A 19,735-nucleotide genomic window follows, 5' to 3' on the forward strand; every position below is an offset into this window, starting at 1 on the left:
TGGACTGCGCTGCACTGCTGACCGAAATCGTCAGATGCGACGGACCGGGTCCGTGATTCCGCCGGGGCACGCAAGCGCCGCGATGTCCCATCCGGCGCGTCCGGCCCCGGCCTGGTAGGCGCTTTCGTAGAAGGCGAGCACGGCGGCACGTGGATCGGCCTCGGCGCGGGCCACGTCGTAGCGCAGCACGGCCAGGTGGCTGTCTCCGCCCGCGACCCACTGGGCAGACGCCGGGCTGAGCGGCGCTTCGGCCAGGCCGGCGGGCTCGGGGGCGGTGTACGAGTAGAACGCGGGCTCGGCGAAGGTGTCGTCGCCGAACCAGAAGCCGAAGCTGATCACTTCCGAGGAGTACGCCTCCCGGGTGACGGGGTCGACCTGCCCGGGCTGGTCGACCCGGCGCCCGGAGAACCGGCTGTGGGCGATGTCGAAGGTGTGCCAGAAGTGGTGCACCGGGCTGGCCTTTCCCGAGAAGCCCGCCGCGAACTCCTCCAGAACGGCCGCCACCTGGCTCAGCACCCGCCAGTAGCGGTTTGCGGCCACCGGGTCGTAGGTCGCGTGCTCGGTGTCCTCGGCGAACGGCCGGTCGGCGTCGGACAGATCGAAGGGCCTGGGAATAGCAATGTCCACCCGGACGCCCAGCGCGGCCAGAGCGGCCAGGGTCCGGTCGTAGAAGGATGCGACGGACTGGCCCGGAAGCGGAAAGGACCGCTCTTCGCCGTCCAGCGTCATGACGGCGAGCCGGTGGTCGACGAAGTCGAAGTCGATCGTGAAGATCGGATTCCCGTCGACCTGACCCATCGGACGGGTGGTGATGCCGCGCCCAGTGACATGGAACGGGACGTTCCACCAGTGGTTACGCCGGGCGCTCGCGGCCAAGCGGATCTTGCCCACGATCTGCGCGAAGCGGTGCAGCGTCTCCTTGGTGTCCCGCCACTCCACCAGCGGCACCGGCGGGAACAGCTCCATCGTCTGCCCCTTCCCGCCCGGCGCTCCCGCGGCGGCCGGGCCGTCTCATCATGACCCCGCAGGGGGCATCCTGCACGCCGCCGAAGGAGCGGTTCAGCCCGGCCGCCGCTGCCCCGTGGTGCCGCAAGTCGCCCAAGGCGAGCGAGGTGCTGCCGCTGCCCTACCTGCACGGACCGTTCTCCGGGGACCTCGTACCCGCCCTCGAGCCGTTCCTCGGCTCGGCGGCCGGCCTGTCGGCGGCGACCGTGACCCGGCTGACCAAGCAGTGGAGCGACGACCACGCCGCCTTCCAGCAGCGCGACCCGTCTGACCGCGACTTCGTCTACGTGTGTCCGACGGCGTACACCCCAAGGTCCGGCTCGGCCAGGCCCACAGCCGCGTGCTGGTCCTGCTCGGGGTGCGGCTGGACGGCACCAAGGAGCTGATCGCCCTCGCGGAGAGCCTGCGGGAGAGCACCGAGTCATGGGCCATCGCGAAGATCAACGACGACCGGGAGGAACTGTGCCGGCAGCGTCACCACCCGCAGCCTGGCCTGCGCGTACACGTCGGTAGCGGCGGACGACGGTTTGCGTCGAGGAGCCGAGGTGGGCCTGTGGAAGGCCCTGGCCGAGGTCTTCCCTGCCGCCCGCCAACCTGCTCTCGCCGTAGGGCAGATCACGCGGCCGGGTCACCGCTGTTCCCTTCACCCGGGAGGCGAAGACCCCACAAGCGGGGCAGGCCCGTGCCGCCTCGTCCGCCGTGACCAGATGTACCCGACGACTACCGTCACCCAGCCGCTCGACCCGCACGACGGACACCCCGTCGAGATCGAGCAGCAAAGTCGTATCGTTGACCAAGCCCGTGGCTCCTGCATGATCCTTCTGCCTAGAGAACAGAAATGATCACGCAGGCCCACGGGCCCTCTGCTTCCAGGAGACGATCACCACGACGACGGTTGTCACACACCGTGACACCACGTCAGCGCCCGACGAGGCGCACCGCTCAACTTCGAAGGCCCGCCAATCCGCGTCGAATTCAGCAATAGCTGGTGCGCGTTAGCTCCAACGCTGGTGCCTACCGCCGTTGTCGGGCCTCGTGTAGACAGAGCCGGATGCGCTGCTGTCCAAGATGCGCCCAGTTACCTTGTTCTTCAGGCGCCATCCGGTACTTGTCTTCGTTTCGTACGACTTCTGATTGTTCCCGCCATTGCAGGAAATCCCGTAGACATCGCCATCGGAGTTGCTGTCCAGGCAGTGAGATCCCGTGCTGTAGCCGGTCCACTCAAGAGTGAACGTACCGTCGGAGTTCTTGGTCTCGTCCCACCCGCCAGCCTTGCGTTCGCTCGTTTCCACCTTGGTTCCGGCCCCAAGAAGGCCGGTGTCCATTTCGAGCCATCGGGCGGTCGCGACATTCTTCCAGGTAACCTCACGAGAGGCAGCAAAGGCGCTGCCGGAGTTGGCTACCACGGCTACGGAGGCCAATGCGGTGGTCGACAGACCCATCACTATACGCCTCATGTTCATGCAATACCCCCAGATATGCGTCAGTTGGCACAAGGCCAACTAAGTTCAGTCCCGGCTCGCTCACTCTGTTGAGGCAAGCCGGACAGTGCGTTGTTGGTCAGACAACGCATGAGCGACCTAACAGAGCATGATCATCCAATCCAATCGCTTTAAGCCGCAAAGAGGATTGCCCCTTCTTGGCGATATTGGACATTCACTCTAAACACCTCTGAGCGTTGGCCGGCTCTCGAATGCCCTGGAGCCTCTGCTAAGATCAAGTACTACTTTTTCGAATTCGTAATATGCGCGCCGAGGCGTCGAGGTGGGGACGGTAGAGTGGAAGAAGATCACCTCAATAAGGTGTTGACCATCCCCAATGCTTTGAGCGCCCTGCGCGTTGCCGGAGTTCCAATATTTCTGTGGCTCGCACTTCAGCCCTACTTCGGCAAGGCGAATCTTGACGCCTGGGCGATCGCCCTTTTGGCAGTTAGCGGTGCGACCGACTACCTTGACGGGAAGCTGGCCCGGCGTTGGAATCAAGTAACTCGCCTGGGTCAGGTCCTGGATCCGGCGGCCGACCGCCTTTATACAATCTCCACACTGCTTGCACTACTGCTTCGAGGTATCATCCCGTGGTGGTTTTTGATGCTACTTCTCGCGCGCGACATATTCATGGCGCTCAATATTGCAACCTTGCGCAGAATTGGCTATGACCCCCTCAAGGTAAACTTCATCGGCAAAGCAGCCACTTTCAATTTGATGTATGCTTTCCCGCTCCTCCTTTTGACTAGCGGAGGGGGCTCGCTGGCCAATTTTGCGCGCATATTTGGTTGGGCGTTGGCGATCTGGGGGGCTGGGCTTTACTGGTGGTCCGCAGCGCTTTACACGACTCAAGTGCGCAAGCTACGGAGCTTGAACAGCCCCGTTTCGGTGAGGCATCCGTAGAGAGGTCGCTTCGGTCTGGATTGCTCTCAGGCCGCGGCAGACGGTCTGGATCACGTGGTCGGGTGTGGTGAACGCGATGTTGGAGAGCCGGCCGTGTTCCGCCTGGGCCGTCTTGGACCACGCCGTTGCATCCAGGTCACGGTCCCCCGCGACGAGGGGAAGAAGCCGCTGGTCGCCCGCTTCGACGAGATCTCACTCAAGCGGCAGCGCACGGCAGTTCTCACCGACATCCGCCCGGTCATGGCCGGCATGAAGCGCAACGAGTTGATCCACAGGCTCCTCGCCGAGTGCTGCGAAATCTGCGAGACGCGGACGAACCTTGAGATCCCCACGTCCGCAAGCTCGCTGATCTCAACCGGCCCGGACGCCGGGAAAGGCCCGCATGGGTCCATCTGATGGCGATGCGACGGCGCAAGACCCTGGTGGCTTCTGCCGCCGCTGTCATGAAGACATCCACGCGGGACGTCCCACCGCAGCACTCCGGAAGTGATCACTGGAGAGCCGGATGCCTGGAATTCGGGCCCGTCCGGTTCGGGAAGGGGCCGTCGGAAAAGGACCCGAGCCACGGGCACCCCGTCGGCGGCCTACCTCACTCGGCGGGCGGGCCGGGGAAGCCCACCGGGAGAAATCCCGGCCGGGTGCCCCGGTCCGACCCAACAACCTCGCCGAGGCCGTCGAACGCCTCGTCTGCCGGCATCGGTCTCTCCTGCGCGACGTGGTCGAGCCTCCGCCCGAGCCCGCGCAGCAGGCACCGGCGCCCGCACCGGCCCCGACGGCCGTGACCGACGAAGGCAGGCCCGGGCCCTACCCGGAGGGGAAGTTCCTCGACCCTGGACGCATCGTCGAGCAGGGCACCCACCAGGAGCTGCCCGCCCTGGACAGCACCCACGCGAAAACTGTGGCAGCACCAGTCGGGCGGCTTCCTCGACGACAGCCCCACGGCGGCCGGGCTGCGCTGAACGGGGGCGGGACGGCCGGACCAGAGCCCGGCAGGCGCAGGATCCTCCCTGCGCCCGGTGGCGGGACTATCTGCGGCATCACCGCCCGCGCGGCTCGGCGGTCATCGGGTGGAGGACGCTTGGTCGCGGCAGTGGGCCAGCGACTCCGCGACCTCGCGGGTGCGAGGGTGGTCGCTGCCCTGGACCCGGATCATGTCGGCCGGCAGGGCGGTGAGCAGGGCGGTCGCTCCATCCCGGTCACCGGAGAGTTCCAAGAGTTCCGCCCGCCGGTGACCAGTACCCGGCGCATCGCCGCCTCCATCTGCTCGCTGTTCACCCCCGGCAGCACCTCCGACGGCCGCCGTCCGACGTGGGCCGAACCGGGTAGCCCGTTCATGGCCTCCACGGTGCGGTTGACGTGCTGGAACCGTAGCTCGGTGTCGAAAACCGCCAACCCCACCGGCGAGCTGGCAAAGAGGCTGTCCAGCAGGCCACCGACCTCGCGCACCTGACGCGCGGCGCGAACGTCGGCGGCAAGGACCAGCACGTCCCACCCCTCCCCGCTCTGCGCGGCGACGGGGCACGCCCACACTTCCACCTCGACAATCGAGCCGTTCTTGTGACGCACTGGGATGTGTCCGGTCACGCTGCGTCCGGAAGCGACCGCCTCCTGGACGGCGTCGGCCTCCCGCCGGCTGTCCGGGAGAACGAGGTCGGTACCTCACGCCGCCCGATGACCTCATCCGCCGTGTAACCGAGTAGCTCGGGTGCGGCCTTCGCCCACTGCATGATCCGTCCGGCGCCGTCGAAGACGATCAAAGCAACGGGCAGCACGTTCCACCAAGCTACGGCCTGCCCGACCGCCATCGGCTTCCCTGTCTGCATGGGATCCGGCATCGCGAGTGCTCCGTGTTGCTGCTGCTCTCATTATGAACCGGCACGTGCAGCAAGAACCGGCATGTGCGGCGGTGACACCGCGTCCGGAGCGGTCGCCGACCGTGCCACAGCGGTGCCAAAACGACCGGTCAGTCGGCGCCGACCCAGACAGGGGCATTGCAAGCGGAAGGCAGTGACAGGCACCTCCCGGTGCCCGGTCCATCAGGAACCGTGGTCCGCGTACGCTGCGGCCCAGCGTAACCTCGCCAAGGCCTCCCCCGGCGTCCCCTCGATCATCCAGCGGTGCCGCTGCTTCTGGAACCGCTCGTTTCGGTCCGTGTAACCACGCAAACCCGGCCGTGCTTGCCGCCGCACGACACCACCAGCCGCTGCTCGATCTTCCGGATCCGGCGCCGCAGACCGGCCCCGCTCACCCATCAGGCAGCGCATCGACAGGCTTCGAAGGCCATGCCGCCGACCGACGCGGTGTTGACGACCGCGCCGCTGTGCTCACCCATCCAGGCCCGGGTGGCCAGACCCGTCCACAGGATGGGAGCCCACAGGTTTACGTCGAAGGTCTTGGCCAACCCGCCGTGATCCTGATCGATGACGGGCCCGAAGGCCGGGTTGATCCCCGCGTTGTTGACGAGGATGTCCCGGCTTCCGAAGCGCTCGAGCGTCAGATCGACACAGCGCTGGCCGCTTCTTCGTCGACCGCGTGCGCAGCGACGCCGAGCGCCGCCGTGCCCCCGACCTGGGCCTCGGCGGCGTCAGCCGCCTCCTGGGACCGGGAGGTGAGGACGACGTTTCCGCCGACTGCGGCGATCGCCTGGGCGATCGCCGGCCCGATTCCGCGCGAGGCGCCGGTGACGACGGCGGTGCGACCGGTGAGATCGAGCCCTGTCATCTCAGTTCACCGCTGCTTTGTGACCGCCGCGGGTGCCCGTGCCGTTCGCCACCGCGGTGTCCGCGCTGCGGTACTGCCGCAGTTCGTGTCGGGCGATGGCCCGCTTGTGGACCTCGTCGGGGCCGTCCGCCAGCCGTAGCGTCCGCAACTGGGCATACATCATCGCCAACGGGAAGTCCTCGGTCACTCCTGCTGCTCCATGCACCTGGATCGCGCGGTCGATGATCTTCAACGCGATGTTCGGGGCGGCCACCTTGATGGCCGCGATCTCGGTGCGCGCTTCCTTGTTCCCGACGGTGTCCATCAGATACGCGGCCTTGAGCGTGAGCAGGCGGATCATCTCGATGTCGATACGCGCTTCCGCGATCCAGTCCTGGATGTTGGACCGTTCGGCAAGCGGGCGACCGAATGTCACCCGTGACTGCGCGCGCCGGCACATCAGCTCCAGCGCCCGCTCGGCCGCGCCGATGGCCCGCATGCAGTGGTGGATACGGCCGGGACCGAGCCGGGCCTGGCTGATCGCGAATCCCTCACCCTCGCCCTTGAGGACGTCCTTGGCCGGTACCCGTACGTCGGTGAAGTCGATCTCGGCGTGCCCCTCGCGGTCCTGGTAGCCGAACACCGGCAGGCCGCGCATCACCGTGATCCCGGGGGCGTCGATGGGGACGACCATCATCGACTGCTGCCGGTGCGGAGCAGCGGTGGGGTCCGTCTTCCCCATGACGATGAGCACCTTGCAGTTGCGGTGCAGGGCGTTGGACGCGAACCACTTGCGGCCGTTGAGCACGTACTCGTCGCCGTCGCGCTCCATCCGCAGCTCGATGTTGGTGGCGTCGGAGCTGGCAACACGCGGCTCGGTCATCGCAAAAGCCGAGGCCATCGTCCCGTCGAGCAGGGGCTTGAGGTACTTCTCCTTGTGCTCGTCGCTGCCGAACAGCGTGAGCACCTCCATGTTGCCGGTGTCGGGAGCGTTGCAGTTGCATGTCTCGGGGGCGATGTGGCTGCGCCCCATGATCTCCGCCAGCGGCGCGTACTCGAGGTTGGTCAGTCCGGGGCCCCACTCCGGGTGCGGGTGGAAGAGGTTCCACAGTCCGCGCCCCCGCGCCTCCGCCTTGAGTTCCTCGATGATCGGCGGGTGGAAGTGCGGGTCACCCGACGCGCTCATCTGCTCGTGGTACACCGCCTCAGCGGGGTAGATGTGCGAATCCATGAACTCGAGCAGATCCGCCTGGTATTTCTTGGCGCGCTCCGACATATCGAACAGAGACATCTGAACTCCTGACGGTTAGGGAGGGAAAGTTCGGCGGGCGCGCTAGTCGAGGTGACCGGCCACGTCTTCGATGACATCGGACCCGCGGAAGGCCCGGAGCACGAGGCCGAGCTGCAGGTCGGCTCCGGCGTGGAATCCGCCTCGCCCGGCGCGCCGGTCATGCCTGCGCCAGCAGGGAGCTCTGGTAGCGGCGCATCCCGCGCAGCCACCGGTCGTAGTCCGAGCCCTTCTGCCGGTACATCTCAAGAACGTCTTCGTGCGGCAGGATCAGGAAGCGCTCGCCCTCGATCGCGGCCAGCACGGCGTCGGCGACCTCGGCCGGTTCCAGGACGTCACCCGCGGACGTGACGGCTCGCGTCGCGGCTCTTCCCAGCGGGTCCCCGGAGTCCTCCCCGGAGGACAGCAGCTTGGTGTTCACCCCCATCGGGCACAGACAGCTGACGTGGACCCCGCGATCGCCGTAGGTGACACTCAGCCATTCGGCGAAGGCGACGGCCGCGTGCTTGGTGACGGCGTACGTGGCGGAGCCGATCTGGGTGAGCAGCCCGGCCGCCGAGGCGGTGCTGACGAAGTAGCCCTCACCGCGCTCGAGCCAACGCGGTACCAGCAGCCTCGCCGCACGGATGTGGGCTCGTAGGTTCACGTCGATCGAGAGGTCCCACTCCTGCTCGCTCGCGTCGAGGCCGAGCGCCCCGGCGATGCCCGCGTTCGCGAAGTAGAGGTCGACCGGACCGAACGCGCCCTCCGCCAGGGCGACCAACTCCTGGATCTGGGCGGTGTCCGACACGTCCGCGCCGGCGCTGACGGTGCTGCCCGGATGGTCGGCGTTGACTCTCTGCGACACCGCCCGCGCGCTGTCCGCGTCGAGGTCCGCGACGACGACCCGGGCGCCTTCGCGAGCGAGTCGTGCGACCAGCGCGCTGCCGATGCCGCCGCCACCTCCGGTGACGATGGCGACTCTTTGTGCAACGTTCACAGCGAACCCTCTCCGTGGCGGGGCGTGCGATGCCGGGGCGTGGGCCCCGAGATGGCGTGACCGTGCTCTTCCCCCTGTATAGTTGAATCTGACGTCATATTCAACTGTCGGCCGTGACACTACACGGAGCAGGCCGCCCGGCCCCATGGGCGTGAGCGGCTCACAGAATGGATCGTCAAGGAGCCCGGCCCACTGAATCGGCCATGCGCCTGGCGTGATCGTCATGTCCGTGAAGGAGACGAGCGGGAGAGAAGCACCCGGCGGTACCGGGCAATGAGGCAGGCGGTACAAGCCGCCGGATCAGCGGTGGCCGGGGAACCGCAGGGCGTTCGCCCAGAGCCGGGTGACCGTGGACACGAGCTCCTCGAAGTCCACCGGCGTACCTTCTTCGTGCCGTTCGCCGAGCACGAAGGCGTTGTAGGCCATGACGCTGACCATGCCCGACAGCGCACGGGAGGCCATCATCGGATCGACCTCACGGTCTGCGACACCCCGCGCCTGCAGGTCGGCGATGCCGCGGGCATTGCGACGGATGAACGCGTCAGCGCGTCGGCTTCGGAACTCCCGGAACTCCGGCTCCACTTGTGCGACCTGCTCAAGCAGGGACATCAGCTTCGCATTCCGTTTGTATGCCTCGAGATACGCGCGATTGCTCGCCTCGAGTACCGCATAGGGAACGTCGGCACCCTGCACCCGGCCCATGCCGGGGTGCATCATGTCCTCCTGCGCCTCCAGGAGGACGGCGGCAAGCACCTCTTCCTTGTTGGCGAAGTAGGTGTAAAAGGATCCCGCCGCGCACTGAGCCTCTTTGGTGATGTCGGTCAGGCGGGTGTCGAGGTAGCCGTCCCGTTCGAACACCGTCCGCGCGGCCTTCACCAAAGCGGCCCGCGTCCGCGCTCCGCGCTTCGTCGTGGGCGGCTCGCGAAGGTGCAAGAGGGGCGCCATGGGCGGTGCCTTCTCGCCGTCGAGCTCCTCGGGCCCAGTGGTGTCCATCCCGGAAACTGTACTTGAATCCGACGCCATAGTCACAAACCCGCAAAGGCCCGCGGGGATGTTCAGTGGAGGGCAACGTCGGCAGGCGCTGTGTCGCGGGACAGAGCGGTACGGTCGATGGACCGCTTGAGGATCTTCCCGGTCGGGCCCACACGGCCCGCGACCTGAATCCCGAGGTAAGCCACCACGAACTCGGGCACCGACGGCGCTGCGAGCAGCACCCGGTCCCCGGGGGACAGGCCCGCGGCGGCCAAGGCGCCCTCGTACCGTACGCTCGCGTCGCGCAGCTGACGGTGGGTCCACTGATCCCCGTCGCCGCGCAGCGCGATGTTTTCGGCGGTGGCGGCCGCGTGGCGGCACACGGGATCGAAAACGCTGGTTACCGCGGTGCCTTCCGGGATGTGAGCAGGTGACGGTGTGGGTCTCGCCCTCGCCGATCAGTTGACTCGGCGCGGCCTCGACATGGTCCTCGGACGGTATGGCCGGATGACCAACCTCACTGCGCCCGGTCGATCGCTCGGTACGGTCGGTCGATCGGTCAGACGGTGATGCCGAAGCGTTCGGCGAGTTGGCGGCGGGTGTCGGCGGCGCTGGTGTGCAGTACGCCTCCGATTCCGATCCGTGCCGCTCCGTCGAGGTTCTGCTGCAGATCGTCGATCATGACTGCCTCCGCGGGGGCGATGCCCAGGCGTTCACATGCGATCGCATAAATACGCCGGGAGGGCTTGCGGATCCCGATCTCGGCGGAGATGACAACCACATCGGCAGCGGCGGCGAGGTCGACGCCGTCGTAGGTTCCGGTACCGAACGAGTTGGATACGAGCGCAACGGGATGGCCGGCGGCTCGAAGATCACCGAGCAGTGCGAGCACGTCATGGTCAATCGATATTCCCGCTTGCATCCGGGCCGTGAGCCCCTCGGCCGGGACGTCGGCGCCGTGGACGCGGAGACGCTCGGCGAATCCTCGCTCGAAGGCTTCGGCGTCGATACGGCCGCACTCGTGGTCGGCCAGGAGGGTGCGTGATGGCTGGTCCCGGGCGAGGAGGCCCAGCGGCAGGCGCGGGTCACCGCCGAGCGAGGCGCCGAAGTCGGTGAAAGCCCGCAACACACTGGAGGTGATGACACCGCCGAAGTCCACCAGGACCGCGGTTCGGGTCTTTCCCACCACGTTCTCCACGGTATCCACGCCTCTCTCTCGCGGTCGGCTCACCGTCGTCCCATGCGACGGCGGCCATGTTTCGTCGGCTCTCATGAAGGGCCCCTGGTACCGCACCCCCCGTCGGTCCCTGCTGCCCGTACCCAGCAGGGATGCTGAGCTCAGGCGACCTCGAACAGTCCGGCTGCGCCCATTCCGCCGCCGACGCACATCGAGATCACCACGTACCGGACGCCTCGGCGCTTGCCCTCGATAAGGGCATGACCCACCAGCCGGGCACCGGTCATTCCGTACGGATGACCGACCGAGATCGCGCCGCCATTGACGTTGAACCGCTCCGGGTCGATATGGAGTTCGTCACGGCAGTACAACGCCTGCGAAGCGAACGCCTCGTTGAGTTCCCACAGGCCGATGTCGTCGATGGTGAGGCTGTGTTGCTTCAGCAGTTTCGGAATGGCGAACACCGGGCCGATGCCCATCTCGTCCGGCCCGCAACCGGCAACGGTCATACCCCGGTAGACGCCCAGCGGTTCCAGTCCGCGGCGCTCGGCCTCCCTCGACTCCATCAGCACCGACGCCGAAGCCCCGTCCGACAACTGCGAGGAGTTGCCCGCCGTCACGCTGGAATGCGCGCTCACCTGACCGTCGGGCAGCACCGGCGCCAACCCGGCCAGGCCTTCGAGCGTCGTCGACGCGCGGTTGCCCTCGTCCCGGGTCAGGGTGATCTCCTCGTCCCGCACTTCCCCGGACTGCTTGTCGAGAACCTTCTTGACGCTGTGGAGCGCGACGATCTCCCGGTCGAACCGGCCGGCCTCCTGCGCCGCCGCGGTGCGCTGCTGTGACACCAGCGCGAACTCGTCCTGGCGCTCCCGGCTCACGCCGTAGCGTTCGGCGACGATCTCCGCCGTCTGCAGCATCGGCATGTAGATGCTCGGCTTGTGCTCGACCAGCCAGGGATCCGCCATGCGGTGGGTATTCATGTGGTCGTTCTGCACCAAGGAGATCGACTCGACGCCGCCGCCGACAGCGACCTGCATGCCGTCCGTGACAATCTGCTTGGCGGCCGTCGCGATGGCCATCAGGCCCGACGAGCACTGCCGGTCGACCGTCATCCCCGACACGGTGTCCGGAAGTCCGGCACGGAGAGCAGCCTGACGCGCGACGTTGCCACCGGAGGAGCCCTGCTGCACGGCGCAACCGAAGATCACATCCTCGACCTCGGCTCCCTCGAGCCCGGCGCGCTGTACCGCGTGCGAAAGGGCATGGGCGGCGAGTTCCTGCGCCTGGGTGTCGTTGAACGTGCCGCGGTAGGCCTTTCCGATCGGCGTCCGTGCCGTCGAAACGATGACCGCTTCTCTCATGTCGCCTCACTGTTTCCTGTTGGTCCGGTTCGCCCCGGAGCGTCGGGTCCGGAATTCCGAGCTCCGTGAGCCGGGCTCGATTGCCGGTAGGCGGTGCCGAACGCCAACTGCAGCGCGACGAGGGCTCATTGACCGTCTCTTCCGGTGACCGATGACATGAGCCACGGCCACAGGGGTGACGGGAGTCGGCCTCCTGATCCGTTATATTTGAATTCGGCGTCATGTTCAACCAATCCTCGGGACGATCGGGGAAACGTGGGGTTACGGTCCGACACCAAGGCGCCCCAAAGCCGCCGTCGCCGGGATGCGCGCATCCTCGCGGTCTTGACAGCCCGCCTCCGGCGCCTGAAGGATACCGACCAGCCGGTACGGTGAGATCATGCGGCCCATCTGAGCAACCACGGGTGCGGGCGTGCTCGCCGCGATCGTGGCGGGTCCGCGGGAGGGCCGCCCGGTGCTGCTCCTCGGCGCGCGGTACGCCGCGGCGGGCGAAGCCCTGCGGCGGGCGGGAATCCACGAGCTGCCCGGCTTGGACGAGGTGCTGGCGCTGACCCGCCGGGCCGCCGAGGCGGCCTGCGAAGGAGGGTGATGCCGTGCGCACTCCGGGCTCGCTCGATGCGTGCGGGTGATACGTAGCCGAGTCGACCACATGCTCGGCGGGCAGCAGATGCCGCTCGGCAAGCTCGTCGTGGATGGTGTCGGTCAGCTCGATGTCCTGGACAGTGGATCCTGGACGGTGGAGATGGTGGTGGCAACGTGGACCACCAGCTCGGGGCGTTCTACGTCGCAGGTTTCCGTGAAATGTGTCCGGTGTCCGCTCCAGGTGGTGTCCCGTTTGGCGCAGTAGTGCGCGTCGGTTTCATAGGGAGAGTCGAACCGCAGCGAGGCGGGCGGCAGGGCATGACCGTCTCGCCGGCGCAGGGCTCCGTCCGCGTCCCAGAAGTAGTGGTGGACCCAGACCTGGCGCAAGACCTCGCCCTGCGGAAGGTACCGCAGGTGGGGTGGGGCGCAGGCGGCCCAGGAGGCGGTGAGGATCTTCTGTCCGTCCCGGCCGAACTCCTCCGCCCGAGCGGTCACGGCTGCCTTCCCGCCTGGCAGTTTGCCGATCTCCACCCGGCGTCCGTATCGCTTGGCCCACTCGGGCTCCCCGGGCGGAGCCATAGCCGGATCGCGGCGACGGCCCTGCGAGCTGTGATCGATGCGTCTGGCTGGGTTGCCGCCTTGGGCCGGTGGGCCGAGCTGCGCACACTGGAGCTGTGCACGAAATGGTCGTCGGCGAGATGGCGGAGCGTGAGGATCTGCTCGCTGCTGCCGTCGTCGAAGCCGTCGAAGGAACCGGTGCGTACGCCGGGAGCGTCTTTCTCCGCTCCCGCGACCGTCGGTCGATCGTGCTCGCCGCGACGTGCGGGGTGCCACCTTCTCTGCTCGGTGGCTGGCACCTCATTCCGGTGAGCAGTCCCATCCCGGTCGCCGCAGCCTACAGGTCCGGCCGCACGGTCCACCTGACCGACGCCGACGAGACAATGCGCCGGTTTCCCCAGCTCGCGGTAGCTCTGCCGTACGCCTTCGGCTCCTGCTCCGTGCCGGTAGGCGCAGGTGAGGAGACCTTCGGGGCGCTGGCGATCATCTGGGCGGCGTCACCCGGCAGCGATGGGCTGTCCAAAGCCCAGCGCCGCCACGTACGGACCATCGCCAAACGGCTCGGTGCCTCCCTCGCCGATCTCCACGCCCGTACCGGCGATCCCGTCGAGTGCGATCCGCGGACGATTCCCGTCGAGACCCCAGCTCCCTCGGCACCGGCCGTGAGGGCCGGCCTGTTCGACTGGGACCTCGTCACCGGCACCCTCACCGTGGACGACGAGCTCTGCGCGATCTTCGGTCTCGCCCCCGGTGCTTTCGACGGACGAGCCGAAACGCTGGCTTCCTGCTTGCACCCCGGCGACCGCGCCGCCCTTCGAGCGGCCGCCCGCGCGGCAGCCGCCGAGGGACGGATCAAAGCGCGGCCCCTGCGCATACGGGATCGCAGGGACGGCGGCGAGGGGTACCGCACGGTCGCGTTGTGGGGCCGCGCACCGGAGGCCGACGACGCGCGGGCACACACCCACCTGGTCGGCACGGTCGTCGACGCACAGGCCGGCAGCGCGGCCGTCGCCGCGGTCGAACGGCTGCGGGACGGGGTGTTCTCCCTCGCCCCCGACGGGCGGGTCACCTACGCCAACCACAGCGCCCTGGAGCTGCTTGGCGTGCGCGGCGACGAGTTGCTGGGTCAGTTTCTCTCGGACGTGCTGCCGTGGCTGTCCGATCCCGACGTCGAGTACCGGCACCGGTCCGCGATGATCTCGCAGGCGCCGGTCTCCTTCCTGGCCTGCCGACCGCCCGACCGGTGGCTCGCCTTCTCCCTCCATCCGGAAGCGGACGGAGTAACCGGCCGGGTGGTGCCCTCCGGTCATCCACCCTCGACGTCAACGCCGTCAGCCTCCTCGGCCGAGACAGCAGCCGCTGCCACACCGGCGCGCCTGGGCGTCATGTACCACGTCCTGCAGCTGGGCAGCGCGCTGACTGAAGCGGTCACCGCCCGCGAAGTCTGCGAAGTCATCTCCGACCAGCTCCTACCAGCCTTCGGAGGCCAGCAGCTGGCGATCTACGTGGTCCGCGACGGAACGATGCATCTGCTCTATCACACCGGCCACCACCAAGACTTCCTCGACTGGCTGGAGGGCGTACCGCTGCATGCCTGCCTGCCCGGTACGGAGACCCTGACCTCCGGCGCTCCGCTCTTCATCGAGTCGCAGCAGGACCTCTCCCAGGGCTACCCGGACATCCCCACGGGCGAAGTGAGCTCTTGGGCGTATCTGCCACTGATAGCCTCCAGCCACCCTGTCGGTACCTGCGTCCTCGGCTTCGACGAGATCCACCGATTCACGGAGAAGGACCGTGGCGTCCTCACCGCACTGGCCGGGCTCATCGCCCAGGCCCTGGAACGAGCGCGGCTCTACGACTCGGAGTTCGCCCTCGCGCGCGGCCTGCAGCAGGCGCTCCTGCCGCACCGGTTGCCAGTAGTCCCGGGTATCCGCACCGTCGCGCGCTATCTGCCCGGCACCAGCGGAATGGACATCGGTGGCGACTGGTACGACGTCATCCCCGCCGGTAGTGGGGTCTGTCTTGTCATCGGAGACGTGGAGGGGCACAGCATCGCCGCCGCGGCCACCATGGCCCAGCTGCGGAGCGCCGTACGGGCTTTCGCCGCAGTAGGCCATACGCCTGGCGATGTGATGGCGGGCGCCAACCGGACCCTCATCGACCTCGACCCCGGTCTGCTGGCCAGCTGCTGCTACATCCACCTCGAACCCCACGGCCACCACGCCTACGCCGTCACCGCCGGCCACCCCCCACCCCTGCTTCGCCGTCCCGACGCGACGACCAACGCGCTTGAACTGGACGTCGGCCCACTCCTCGGTGTGGATCGCGCAAGCGCCTATCCAGCAACCCGTATCGACCTCCCGCCAGGGTCCGTCCTCGCCCTCTACACCGACGGACTGGTCGAGGAACGCGGCGTCGACATCAACGTGGGGATTGACGGCCTGCGAGCATCCCTGGCCCACGCCCCTGCGGACTCACTGGACGAACTCGCCGACCGGCTCCTGCACAACGCCCGGGGCTCCTCGCACCGAGCCGACGACATCGCCCTGCTGCTCGCCGAGTACCGTTCCGGTCATGGTGCTGAGGTGACACCTGATCATGGTGTCGTTCTCGCAGACTCGGCAAAACGCTAGGCCAAGGCCGAACTCGCCTGAGGCCCTGATCAGCATCCACAGCAATGGCCGCAGCTCCTCACGGCGTCCACCCGCCACCGACTTTGCAGCCCGAGCACCGGAAACTTTCGCCAGTGCCCCGGCGATCTGGCCGAGCGATCGGCCCCTGCCGGTCATACGCCGCCCGCTCACACCGACATCAGCACTGGCCACGCGTGACGTCCCGGCCGGGACTCCGGCTGTGCAGGGGCGGCGGGCCTCGCCATTGCGGTTCACCTCGGCACCAGGTACTTGATTTTGATCCAGTCACGGGTGCGGCGTCCGGGTAGGTATGGGCTGGTGAGGCGTTTGGCGACGACGCCGTCGTATCCCTCGAGGCGGGACTGCTCAAGGGCCTGCTCAGCGGGTGCGGGCCAGGCCGCGGGCACACTGATGCTGGGGCCGGCCAGAGCGAGGTCGTCGAGAAGGTCGCGGCGGGCGGTGTACGGCAGCTGCACGGTCGGCTCGCTGAGGTAGAGGATGTCGTACAGCATCAGCTGGGCGGGCAGGTCCTCGAGGGCGTGGCTGACCGCCTGCGGATGGTGCAGGCTCATGCGTTGCTGCAGGCGTTCCACCGACGGTCGGCCCTCACCGTCCAGGGTGATGATCTCCCCGTCGAGCACCGCCTGAGGCCCGGGCAGCAGACCGGGCAGCGCTTTCAGTTCGGGGTACTGGTCGGTGACGTCCACCCCGGTCTGAGACAGCAGCCGCATGCTCCCGTCCCCAGACAGGTGTGCGATGATCCGTACCCCGTTCCAGAGCGTCTCGTAGGCGTATTCCGCCTCACTCTCCGGCCCCGGGGCCGGACCGATCACCGCGAGCATGGGCGCCAGCGCAAGGAGCACACTCCCAGCCTGCGCCCAACGGCCTGCTCCGGCCACTCGCCCAGTCGTTTCCTGATACTGCAGATGCGTTCGGGCACGGGTGACCGCCGACGGATGTAGATCCGCGTCATCCGCCGCTTTGCCACTACCCACACCAACACACGGACAGAACCGGGCGGTCAGGGAACGAGGGTCAGCAACAGCGGCAGCTTCGAGGAACACGACGAGATCATGATCGGAGTACGCAACAACGAGCGCCGCCTCACGCCCACCGCACCGCCGTCCCTCAGCGCCGACAACATCCGCCGCAGAGTACGGCTGAGTCAGGCGCGCCTCGCCGTCATGACGTGGACAACCGAACAGCAGCCCCTTCTGACGCGATGCCTGCCGTGATGGGCGGCATCCACGTTGGCTGGGATACCAGGACTCGAACCTGAACTAACGGAACCAGAAACCGTCGGGCTGCCAATTACCCCATATCCCATTTGCCCGAACCGCGGGAGCCACGGCCAACCGGAGCGCGCCCTACCGCGTATCGCAACGCAGCACGGCCATGTACCTAATCTATCCATTTTCGTCGTGCTGCTCAGCGGCGTGCCGGGCGTGTCGATCAGACTCTTGGGTTTCTTTATGGGGGTGGAGCGCTTGGAGCGTGTCGATGACCCAGTCGGTCCCGGGAAGTGGTCATCCGGGTTGGGTTGCGGGGCGGGCTCGGCGCACGGATCCGATCTGGGGGATTCCTCCTCCTGAGCGGCTCGCCCGGTTGCGGGCGGCGCGACGTCAACTTAGTTTCAACGCGTCGGAATCGTTCCGAAAAGGTCAACATCATCCCTTATGTTGGCTTTCCCATGGCTTCGAATGGAGCATTCATGTCGGTGATGACCGGTACCCCGCCCCTGCAGCAGTTCGGCCAGCAGATCGCCGGGCCGCAGCCGCAGCTCGCGCAGCTCGTCCAGCAGACGATCCAGCAGGCCTGCCAGCAGGCGGGCATGCAGATCGCGCAGCGCATGCAGCAGACGCTGCAGCAGATCCAGCAGGTCCAGCAGCAGCTGCAGCAGCAGGGCCTGGCCCACCAGGCCCACCCGTACCTGGCCGTCGCGCTGCACACAACGCTGCTCCAGGGCGTGCGCAGCGCTGTCGAGCAGTCGGTGCAGCAGGCCCTGCCGACCGCGATCCTGGCGCTGGTGCAGCAGAGCCAGCAGGGCCAACAGGGCCAGCAGGGCCAGCAGGGCCAGCAGGGCCAGCAGCAGTGGGGCGGCGGGTTCGGTCAGCAGTCGTTCGGCCAGCCGAACCAGCAGCAGTACCAGCAGCCTGGCTTCGGCTTCGGCCAGATGGGTCAGCCCTTCGGTATCGGCTGATTGCCGACGGCGCGTGATGCGGTGTACCCGGGAGCCGCTCTTGGGCACACCGCATCACCATGGAGGCGGGAGCCGCCCGTCATCCGGATCAAGAACACAAAGAGGCGACACAGGCGTGGTGGAGGTAGGCGTGATGGTCAAGGACAGGCCCGGGAACAAGCCCCGGAACAACCGCCAGAGCGAATCCGAGGGCGTGGGGGCCGGCGGCGGGCCGGTACCCGAGGACAAAGAAGCGGCGCCACGCAAGAAGAACGCATCGTCACCAGTCGCGCTGCAGCCACGTCGGCACCGGTACATGGTGACCCCGCTGCCGCAGCAGTTGCTTCCACCGGGAGTGCCCGAACCGAGCATGGACGCGGTGTGCGACCGGCTCGAGAACATGCCCGATGTCAGCGTGATCCGCCGGCTCCAGCCGTCCGAGAAGCTGCAAGCAGCCGGAGTGATTCCCTCCTGCCCGGAGATCGCGGTCGTCGAAGCCGCCGAGATGCAGCTGCCGGCGATGCGGACTCTGCACATGCACATCGAACCCGACCTGCCGCTGACCGCCGCCGGACCCGCCGTCACGGCGACGCCGGGGATGCTGCCGCTGCACGATCCGGGACTTGTCATGCCGCTGGAGAAGCCCGTGGAGATTCCCTTGCGGGTCTGCGGCCCGGACGGCGAACCCCTTGCTGGCGCGGGGGTGTTCCTGATCGGGGCAAACTGGCCGGCCCAGGGCATCACCGCCGCCGACGGGACAGTCACCGTCACCCTGGCCACCGACACCGAACGGTCCATTCAGTCCCTGTACGTCCGCCCCAAGGCCGGCTACACCGACCGCTGGATCAACCGCCCCGGCCTGTCGGCCACGCGGGAGAACCTGATCACCCTCACCCCGCTCGTGAATGTGTACCCAGAGCTGGAGGAACGCCAGAGTTACGGCTGGGGCCAGCAGGCCATGCGGCTGGACCGGCTGCCCCCCACATTCCGTGGCTTCGGCATCAAAATCGCGGTCATCGGTACGGGGGTCAGCAGCGACCACCCCGATCTGAAGCAGCGGGTCCGCTACGGGATTGACCTCGTCCGCCGCACCAAGGAGGGCTGGGCGCACGATCCACTCGGCAGCGGTACGCACGTGGCCGGCATCATCGCCGGGGCGGACACCGGTAAGGGGATCGTCGGGATTGCTGTCGACGCCGAGCTCGACATCTGCCAGGTGCTGCCCGACGGTCACTTCAGCGACCTGATCGCCGCCCTCGACCACTGCATCGAACACGAGGCCGACATCGCCCACATCGCGGTCGCATCCCCGTGCCCTTCAACGCTGGTTTCCCGCAAACTCGCCGACGCCACCGCAGCGGGCATCGCCTGCATCGCCCCGGCAGGCGACACCGGCGGGCCGATCGCCTTCCCCGCCTCGCTGCCCACCGTCTTCGCCGTCGGCGCCCTGGGAGCCTTCGGCACCTACCCGCCCGACTCCTCCCAGGCCACCCACACCGGACCACAGCTGAGCCCCGAGGGCCTGTTCGCCGCCCCATTCAGCTGCCACGGCCCCGGCATCGACGCAGCCGCCCCCGGCGTGGCGGTCCTCTCGTGCGCGCCGGAAGGCGGCTACACCGCCGTCGACGGCACCGCAACGGCCTCGGCTCACATTGCGGGCTTGGCCGCCCTCGTTCTTGCCCACCACGAGGTCTTCCACGGCCAGCTGCTGCCGCGCGGCCCCGGCCGGGTACAGCATCTGTTCGACATCATCGCCGCCAGCTGCCGCCCACTAGGCGCCCCCGGCACCGTGGAAGCCGCCCGGACCGGACGCGGGCTGCCCGACGCCCTCACCGCCTTGGGCCTCACCCCCGGCATGCAACTCGCCCCAGCCCTGACACCCTTCACCCCCTCCATGACCGGCTAACAGGGATG

At 67.7% G+C, this 19,735-nt stretch carries 18 protein-coding genes, 1 tRNA gene and 2 pseudogenes; 7 read left to right on the forward strand and 14 right to left on the reverse strand.

Features of this window, described 5'->3' with window-relative positions; all coding sequences use genetic code 11:
* Nucleotides 1-30 precede the first annotated feature (30 nt).
* Nucleotides 31-966: a DUF5996 family protein gene (locus tag ACZ4EG_RS37140; protein ID WP_453562268.1), complete on the reverse strand. Its 936-nt coding sequence runs from the start codon at nucleotides 964-966 to the stop codon at nucleotides 31-33.
* Between the two features lie 74 nt (nucleotides 967-1,040).
* On the opposite strand from ACZ4EG_RS37140, the pseudogene ACZ4EG_RS37145 reads away from it, so the two are divergent.
* Nucleotides 1,041-1,595 (forward strand): annotated as a pseudogene (locus ACZ4EG_RS37145) (transposase); the annotation flags it as partial.
* A gap of 405 nt (nucleotides 1,596-2,000) precedes the next feature.
* On the opposite strand, the gene ACZ4EG_RS37150 reads toward ACZ4EG_RS37145, so the two are convergent.
* A complete protein-coding gene (locus ACZ4EG_RS37150; RefSeq protein WP_467793730.1) occupies nucleotides 2,001-2,447 on the reverse strand; it encodes an RICIN domain-containing protein in 447 nt (148 codons plus the stop codon).
* 336 nt (nucleotides 2,448-2,783) lie between these two features.
* On the opposite strand from ACZ4EG_RS37150, the gene ACZ4EG_RS37155 reads away from it, so the two are divergent.
* Nucleotides 2,784-3,392, forward strand: a complete 609-nt coding sequence (locus tag ACZ4EG_RS37155; protein WP_467793731.1) for a CDP-alcohol phosphatidyltransferase family protein — start codon at nucleotides 2,784-2,786, stop codon at nucleotides 3,390-3,392.
* Between the two features lie 93 nt (nucleotides 3,393-3,485).
* Nucleotides 3,486-3,788 carry a hypothetical protein gene (locus ACZ4EG_RS37160; protein ID WP_467793732.1) on the forward strand — a complete coding sequence of 101 codons (303 nt, stop codon included), beginning with the start codon at nucleotides 3,486-3,488 and terminating at the stop codon, nucleotides 3,786-3,788.
* 753 nt (nucleotides 3,789-4,541) lie between these two features.
* Here the strand turns inward: ACZ4EG_RS37160 and ACZ4EG_RS37165 are convergent.
* The 9 genes and pseudogenes from ACZ4EG_RS37165 to ACZ4EG_RS37205 form a co-directional block, all read right to left on the reverse strand.
* Nucleotides 4,542-4,976, reverse strand: coding sequence for a PAS domain-containing protein (locus tag ACZ4EG_RS37165; RefSeq protein ID WP_467793733.1), 435 nt, complete (start codon nucleotides 4,974-4,976; stop codon nucleotides 4,542-4,544).
* Nucleotides 4,973-5,227, reverse strand: coding sequence for a PAS domain S-box protein (locus ACZ4EG_RS37170; protein ID WP_467793734.1), 255 nt, complete (start codon nucleotides 5,225-5,227; stop codon nucleotides 4,973-4,975). The genes ACZ4EG_RS37165 and ACZ4EG_RS37170 overlap by 4 nt, the downstream gene beginning before the upstream one ends.
* A 416-nt stretch (nucleotides 5,228-5,643) precedes the next feature.
* Nucleotides 5,644-6,113 (reverse strand): annotated as a pseudogene (locus ACZ4EG_RS37175) (SDR family NAD(P)-dependent oxidoreductase).
* 1 nt (nucleotide 6,114) lies between these two features.
* Nucleotides 6,115-7,383, reverse strand: a complete 1,269-nt coding sequence (locus ACZ4EG_RS37180; protein WP_467793735.1) for an acyl-CoA dehydrogenase family protein — start codon at nucleotides 7,381-7,383, stop codon at nucleotides 6,115-6,117.
* 157 nt (nucleotides 7,384-7,540) lie between these two features.
* Nucleotides 7,541-8,359, reverse strand: coding sequence for an SDR family oxidoreductase (locus ACZ4EG_RS37185; protein WP_467793736.1), 819 nt, complete (start codon nucleotides 8,357-8,359; stop codon nucleotides 7,541-7,543).
* A gap of 300 nt (nucleotides 8,360-8,659) precedes the next feature.
* Entirely contained in the window at nucleotides 8,660-9,352 is a 693-nt protein-coding gene (locus tag ACZ4EG_RS37190; RefSeq protein ID WP_467793737.1) for a TetR/AcrR family transcriptional regulator, read from the reverse strand.
* A gap of 62 nt (nucleotides 9,353-9,414) precedes the next feature.
* Entirely contained in the window at nucleotides 9,415-9,714 is a 300-nt protein-coding gene (locus ACZ4EG_RS37195) for an AMP-binding protein (protein ID WP_467793738.1), read from the reverse strand.
* A gap of 176 nt (nucleotides 9,715-9,890) precedes the next feature.
* Nucleotides 9,891-10,517 (reverse strand): HAD family hydrolase, encoded by a 627-nt coding sequence (locus ACZ4EG_RS37200; RefSeq protein WP_467793739.1) that lies wholly within the window; start codon nucleotides 10,515-10,517, stop codon nucleotides 9,891-9,893.
* Between the two features lie 152 nt (nucleotides 10,518-10,669).
* The gene (locus ACZ4EG_RS37205; RefSeq protein WP_467793740.1) at nucleotides 10,670-11,869 is read right to left on the reverse strand and encodes an acetyl-CoA C-acyltransferase; all 1,200 of its coding nucleotides are present in this window, start codon (nucleotides 11,867-11,869) and stop codon (nucleotides 10,670-10,672) included.
* 412 nt (nucleotides 11,870-12,281) lie between these two features.
* On the opposite strand from ACZ4EG_RS37205, the gene ACZ4EG_RS37210 reads away from it, so the two are divergent.
* Nucleotides 12,282-12,458, forward strand: coding sequence for a hypothetical protein (locus ACZ4EG_RS37210; RefSeq protein WP_467793741.1), 177 nt, complete (start codon nucleotides 12,282-12,284; stop codon nucleotides 12,456-12,458).
* Between the two features lie 113 nt (nucleotides 12,459-12,571).
* On the opposite strand, the gene ACZ4EG_RS37215 is transcribed toward ACZ4EG_RS37210, so the two are convergent.
* Nucleotides 12,572-12,946, reverse strand: coding sequence for a hypothetical protein (locus ACZ4EG_RS37215; RefSeq protein ID WP_467793742.1), 375 nt, complete (start codon nucleotides 12,944-12,946; stop codon nucleotides 12,572-12,574).
* A gap of 188 nt (nucleotides 12,947-13,134) precedes the next feature.
* On the opposite strand from ACZ4EG_RS37215, the gene ACZ4EG_RS37220 reads away from it, so the two are divergent.
* Nucleotides 13,135-15,642 carry a SpoIIE family protein phosphatase gene (locus ACZ4EG_RS37220; protein WP_467793774.1) on the forward strand — a complete coding sequence of 836 codons (2,508 nt, stop codon included), beginning with the start codon at nucleotides 13,135-13,137 and terminating at the stop codon, nucleotides 15,640-15,642.
* 251 nt (nucleotides 15,643-15,893) lie between these two features.
* On the opposite strand, the gene ACZ4EG_RS37225 is transcribed toward ACZ4EG_RS37220, so the two are convergent.
* Both ACZ4EG_RS37225 and ACZ4EG_RS37230 read right to left on the reverse strand, forming a co-directional pair.
* Nucleotides 15,894-16,505, reverse strand: coding sequence for an ATP-dependent DNA ligase (locus tag ACZ4EG_RS37225; RefSeq protein ID WP_467793743.1), 612 nt, complete (start codon nucleotides 16,503-16,505; stop codon nucleotides 15,894-15,896).
* Between the two features lie 388 nt (nucleotides 16,506-16,893).
* Nucleotides 16,894-16,968 (reverse strand) — tRNA-Gln (locus ACZ4EG_RS37230).
* Nucleotides 16,969-17,353: 385 nt separating this feature from the next.
* Between ACZ4EG_RS37230 and ACZ4EG_RS37235 the strand changes: the two genes are divergently transcribed.
* Both ACZ4EG_RS37235 and ACZ4EG_RS37240 read left to right on the forward strand, forming a co-directional pair.
* Nucleotides 17,354-17,842 (forward strand): hypothetical protein, encoded by a 489-nt coding sequence (locus ACZ4EG_RS37235; RefSeq protein ID WP_467793744.1) that lies wholly within the window; start codon nucleotides 17,354-17,356, stop codon nucleotides 17,840-17,842.
* A gap of 133 nt (nucleotides 17,843-17,975) precedes the next feature.
* Nucleotides 17,976-19,727 (forward strand): S8 family serine peptidase, encoded by a 1,752-nt coding sequence (locus ACZ4EG_RS37240; RefSeq protein WP_467793775.1) that lies wholly within the window; start codon nucleotides 17,976-17,978, stop codon nucleotides 19,725-19,727.
* The last annotated feature ends 8 nt before the right edge of the window (nucleotides 19,728-19,735 follow it).

This window comes from Streptomyces sp. NPDC025638 (assembly GCF_055558775.1).

Coding starts and splice junctions, on each gene's coding strand:
- ACZ4EG_RS37150 (WP_467793730.1), bottom strand. CDS start 2,447: ATGGGTCTGTCGACCACCGCATTGGCCTCCGTAGCCGTGGTAGCCAAC.
- ACZ4EG_RS37170 (WP_467793734.1), bottom strand. CDS start 5,227: ATGCCGGATCCCATGCAGACAGGGAAGCCGATGGCGGTCGGGCAGGCC.
- ACZ4EG_RS37190 (WP_467793737.1), bottom strand. CDS start 9,352: ATGGACACCACTGGGCCCGAGGAGCTCGACGGCGAGAAGGCACCGCCC.
- ACZ4EG_RS37220 (WP_467793774.1), top strand. CDS start 13,135: ATGGTCGTCGGCGAGATGGCGGAGCGTGAGGATCTGCTCGCTGCTGCC.
- ACZ4EG_RS37240 (WP_467793775.1), top strand. CDS start 17,976: ATGGTCAAGGACAGGCCCGGGAACAAGCCCCGGAACAACCGCCAGAGC.
- ACZ4EG_RS37180 (WP_467793735.1), bottom strand. CDS start 7,383: ATGTCTCTGTTCGATATGTCGGAGCGCGCCAAGAAATACCAGGCGGAT.
- ACZ4EG_RS37140 (WP_453562268.1), bottom strand. CDS start 966: ATGGAGCTGTTCCCGCCGGTGCCGCTGGTGGAGTGGCGGGACACCAAG.
- ACZ4EG_RS37205 (WP_467793740.1), bottom strand. CDS start 11,869: ATGAGAGAAGCGGTCATCGTTTCGACGGCACGGACGCCGATCGGAAAG.
- ACZ4EG_RS37235 (WP_467793744.1), top strand. CDS start 17,354: ATGTCGGTGATGACCGGTACCCCGCCCCTGCAGCAGTTCGGCCAGCAG.